Raw genomic sequence first — 3684 nt, 5'->3', positions numbered from 1 at the left:
CATCAGGGCGCAAGCTCGTAGCTGTAGTTCTCGATCACCGTGTTGGCGAGCAGATCGCGGCACATGCGCTCCACTTCGGCGCGCGCCTTCTCCTCGCTCATGCCGGCCACATCGACCTCGATGTATTTGCCCTGCCGCACATCATTGACGCCCTCGAAGCCGAGCGCGCCGAGCGCGTTCTGGATGGCCTTGCCCTGCGGATCGAGGACACCGGATTTGAGCGTGATCTTGATGCGGGCTTTCATGAGACCTCAGGCAACTGGCAGCAGACAACGGACAGCAGGATATAGGAAGGTTCGCTGCCTGCTGCCATGCTGCCTGTTGCCCCACAGGTTAATTCGGCTTACCCGTCGGGTTCGACGCCACCAGCACGGGCCCAACGCCCTTCGGCGGGCGCTGCTCGGTGAGCACGCCGAGACGGCGGGCCACCTCCTGATAAGCCTCGAGAACGCCGCCGAGATCTCGGCGGAAGCGGTCCTTGTCGAGCTTGTCGCCCGACGAGATGTCCCACAGGCGGCAGCAGTCGGGGCTGATCTCGTCGGCGAGCACGATCCGCATCTGCTCGTTGTCCCAGAGACGCCCGAACTCCACCTTGAAGTCGACCAGACGAATGCCGATGCCGAGGAAGAGGCCGACGAGGAAGTCGTTCACGCGCAGCGCGAGCTGCATGATCTCGTCGATCTCTTGCGGCGTCGCCCAGCTGAACGCGGTGATGTGCTCCTCGGAGACCATGGGATCGTTGAGGTTATCGGCCTTGTAGTAGAACTCGATGATCGAGCGCGGCAGCTGCGTGCCTTCCTCGAGGCCGAGACGCGTCGAGAGCGAACCGGCAGCGACATTGCGCACCACGACCTCGAGCGGAATGATCTCCACCTCGCGGATCAGCTGCTCGCGCATGTTGAGCCGCTTCATGAAGTGCGTCGGCACGCCGATCTCGCCGAGACGCTGGAAGATATACTCGGAGATGCGGTTGTTGAGCACGCCCTTGCCTTCGATGAGCGCGTGCTTCTTTGCGTTGAAGGCCGTAGCGTCGTCTTTGAAATGCTGAATGAGAGTGCCGGGCTCCGGTCCTTCGTAAAGAACCTTCGCCTTGCCCTCGTAGATTCGACGCCGCTTGCTCATCGATCCTGGTCCCTTGACGATCACGCTCATGCTCAATCTTGTTTTACAGAAGGAGGGCCTGTGGTTCGGAAGCCGACCCATTGAATTCTCAGCGAGATTTTGGGAATTCTCGTCTTAGTATGGGGCGGCCGCAACCACAGAAATCATGTCTTGGACACTAGCTGAAGCGGGGGTCGGAAACAATCTAAACAAGGGTTGGGGACGGGTCCGCGCCCTAGGGATGACAAGCCGTTGATTTGTCAGCCACGTCGGGTTACCGCTCCTGGGCCGCGGGGAATCTTGCGGCCCATACAACACACGCGTTGCCCTGAACAAAGCCGGAACATCCCGGCCTCAGCAAGTCCTGGTGGAGACGGTCATGACGACGTTCGACGATAGAGAAAAAAGCTTTGAGAAGAAGTTCGCCCTCGACCAGGACCTGAAGTTCCGCGCCGAGAGCCGCCGCAACAAGATGCTCGCCGAGTGGGCGGGCGCCAAGCTTGGGATCACGGGCGCCGCGCTCGAGGATTACATCAAGGCCGTGCGCAAGGCGGACCTCGCCGAGAAGGGCGACGACGACGTGCTGCGCAAGGTGAAGCAGGACTTCGCCGACAGGGGCGTGGCGATCGATGACGCCGAGATTCGCGCCAAGCTGGGCGAGTTTCTCGCCAAGGCCGTGACGGACATCGAGGCGAGCAAGTAAGGCCCCGGCACGACGCGCGCTCGAGCGCGCTGGGCGCACCCGACCGGTCAGTCCGCGAGCCCCTGCAGGAACGAGCCGAACCGCAACACGCCCTCGGGCCACGGACCGTGGCCCGAGGCACCGTTGATATGTCCCGCGTCCCCCGCCTCGACCAGTGTCGACCCCCACGCCTCGGCGAGCTGTTTCGCGCGCTCGATCCCGCAATAGGGATCGCTCGACGAAGCGACCAGCACCGATGGAAAGGGGAGGGGATCGAGCGGCAACGGGGCAAATCCGCTACCGGCGCCGTTGAGCTTCAAGCCTTCCGTTTCCGGCCACACCGATGCGTTGTCGACATCGGCCGGAGCCACCAGGAAGGCACCCGAAAGAAATCCCTTCGGAATGCGCTTGGCGAGATGCGCCACGGCGGCCACCCCAAGGCTATGCGCCACGAGCACCACCGGGCGCGTGCTCTGCACTGCCGTCTCGATGATGCGTCCCACCCAGGCTTCGCGATCGGGCTCGATCCAGTTTTCCTGCTCGACGCGCCGCGCCGTCTTGAGTGTGCGCTCCCAACGCGACTGCCAATGATCCGGACCGGAGCTCGACCAGCCGGGGACGATCAGAATATCGACGTCTGACGTGCGCATGACACCTCGTAAAAACAGCAAAGCTAGAGCGCCTCCGGAAAACCCGGAATCGGTTTTTCACTGAAGCCGGAACGACCCTAGGACACGGTCGGGGCCGTTTCCGTCCCCCGGCGTTCGTTGACCAGTCCATCGACGACCACCAGCCCGATGGCCGCGAGGACCAGTGTGGGGGCAGGAAGTGGAAACAGCGGTTGGGCCGGTAGATAGGCGAGCGCCGTCCCCGCTGCAACCAGCGCGCCGAAAGCGAGCGCCAGCGGGACGGCGGACGCCGGCGCCGCGGCAGGCGTGGCAAAGCTTCTCCGGCGCAGCAGCACGAGCAGCGGAATTGTGACCACCGGCAGGAGCAGCGCCACCTGGCTGGTGAGCAGCGTATTGATGTCGACGTTCTGCGTGTCGGCACCCAGCAGCCAAAGCACGAGCAGCGGCACGATCAACACCCAATTCGCGGCCGCGAAGCCGAGAATGGGCGCCCAAGGCAGTTCCTCGGTTTGAGCTCGAGCGGGCGAGGACTTGAGAAGCGCGGCCAGAACGCCCGCGCAAAGGCCGAGGAAACCGACCGAGAGCGCAATGGAAACGAAGCTCGCCGGTCCCCAAAGCGCATGCTGCGCCACGAGGGCCTCGGTGAAGGAATTGGCGTAGGGGACCGCAATCAGAACCCACAACCCGTTGCCGACGCCATGGCGCGTGATGAGAGATCCGAGCCACAGCAGAAAGGCGCTCCCGCCGACCAGCGACGCGATCACACCGGCGCGGAAGACGAGCCCCGGCTCTGCGACCAGCACGTGGATCTCTTCAAGCGCCACTGCAACGCCATTGGCCTGAAAGCCGGCGATCGCCAGCGCCAGCACGAGCGCCCAGCCGTCGATCTCCGCCCGCCGTTCCGCGTGCTCGCCCGCCCAAGCCCGCAGGCGCGGAAAGGCGATCATGGCCATCTCGATCAGGATCAGCGCCGAAAGCATCGGCACGACGCCGAGCGCCACCATGGAGACGCGCGGCACAGCCGTCGTGTGCACCGCCTCCGGCGAGAGCAACGAGCTGATGTCGACCCCGGGCAGCGGCACCCAGGAGGCGATGCGATAGAGCGCAAGCACGGCGAGCGTCACGCCGATGCGGCGCACAAGCTCGGAATTTCGGGAAGGTATCGCGTGATCCGTCATCCCCGCACAATAGCTGACGCGCATAGCCGCCCCAAGAGCGGTCGGCCCTTTTCTGGCGAGTGTGATACATTGGTCCGTGGACGGGATTTCGAGC

General features: G+C 64.0%; 5 protein-coding genes. 1 reads left to right on the top strand and 4 read right to left on the bottom strand.

Going from position 1 to position 3684, the window contains the following annotated elements:
• Positions 1–2: 2 nt before the first annotated feature.
• Entirely contained in the window at positions 3–245 is a 243-nt protein-coding gene (gene purS / locus QZV93_RS10680) for a phosphoribosylformylglycinamidine synthase subunit PurS (RefSeq protein WP_295558310.1), read from the bottom strand.
• A gap of 88 nt (positions 246–333) precedes the next feature.
• Positions 334–1122, bottom strand: a complete 789-nt coding sequence (purC, locus tag QZV93_RS10675) for a phosphoribosylaminoimidazolesuccinocarboxamide synthase (protein WP_295558317.1) — start codon at positions 1120–1122, stop codon at positions 334–336.
• Between the two features lie 358 nt (positions 1123–1480).
• Between purC and QZV93_RS10670 the strand changes: the two genes are divergently transcribed.
• Positions 1481–1804 (top strand): DUF1476 domain-containing protein, encoded by a 324-nt coding sequence (locus QZV93_RS10670; protein ID WP_295558309.1) that lies wholly within the window; start codon positions 1481–1483, stop codon positions 1802–1804.
• 47 nt (positions 1805–1851) lie between these two features.
• On the opposite strand, the gene QZV93_RS10665 is transcribed toward QZV93_RS10670, so the two are convergent.
• Both QZV93_RS10665 and QZV93_RS10660 read right to left on the bottom strand, forming a co-directional pair.
• Positions 1852–2433 carry an alpha/beta hydrolase gene (locus tag QZV93_RS10665; protein WP_295558307.1) on the bottom strand — a complete coding sequence of 194 codons (582 nt, stop codon included), beginning with the start codon at positions 2431–2433 and terminating at the stop codon, positions 1852–1854.
• Between the two features lie 77 nt (positions 2434–2510).
• Positions 2511–3551 (bottom strand): hypothetical protein, encoded by a 1041-nt coding sequence (locus QZV93_RS10660; RefSeq protein ID WP_295558305.1) that lies wholly within the window; start codon positions 3549–3551, stop codon positions 2511–2513.
• Between the last annotated feature and the right edge of the window lie 133 nt (positions 3552–3684).

Origin of the sequence: uncultured Hyphomicrobium sp., from assembly GCF_902826555.1 — a bacterium.
In the GTDB taxonomy this organism is placed as follows: domain Bacteria; phylum Pseudomonadota; class Alphaproteobacteria; order Rhizobiales; family Hyphomicrobiaceae; genus Hyphomicrobium_C.
This window is presented reverse-complemented; position numbering and strand designations above follow the sequence as displayed.

What these genes read in the sequence shown, in the direction of transcription:
- purC (WP_295558317.1), bottom strand. Translation starts at nt 1,122, where the DNA reads ATGAGCAAGCGGCGTCGAATCTACGAGGGCAAGGCGAAGGTTCTTTAC.
- purS (WP_295558310.1), bottom strand. Translation starts at nt 245, where the DNA reads ATGAAAGCCCGCATCAAGATCACGCTCAAATCCGGTGTCCTCGATCCG.
- QZV93_RS10665 (WP_295558307.1), bottom strand. Translation starts at nt 2,433, where the DNA reads ATGCGCACGTCAGACGTCGATATTCTGATCGTCCCCGGCTGGTCGAGC.
- QZV93_RS10670 (WP_295558309.1), top strand. Translation starts at nt 1,481, where the DNA reads ATGACGACGTTCGACGATAGAGAAAAAAGCTTTGAGAAGAAGTTCGCC.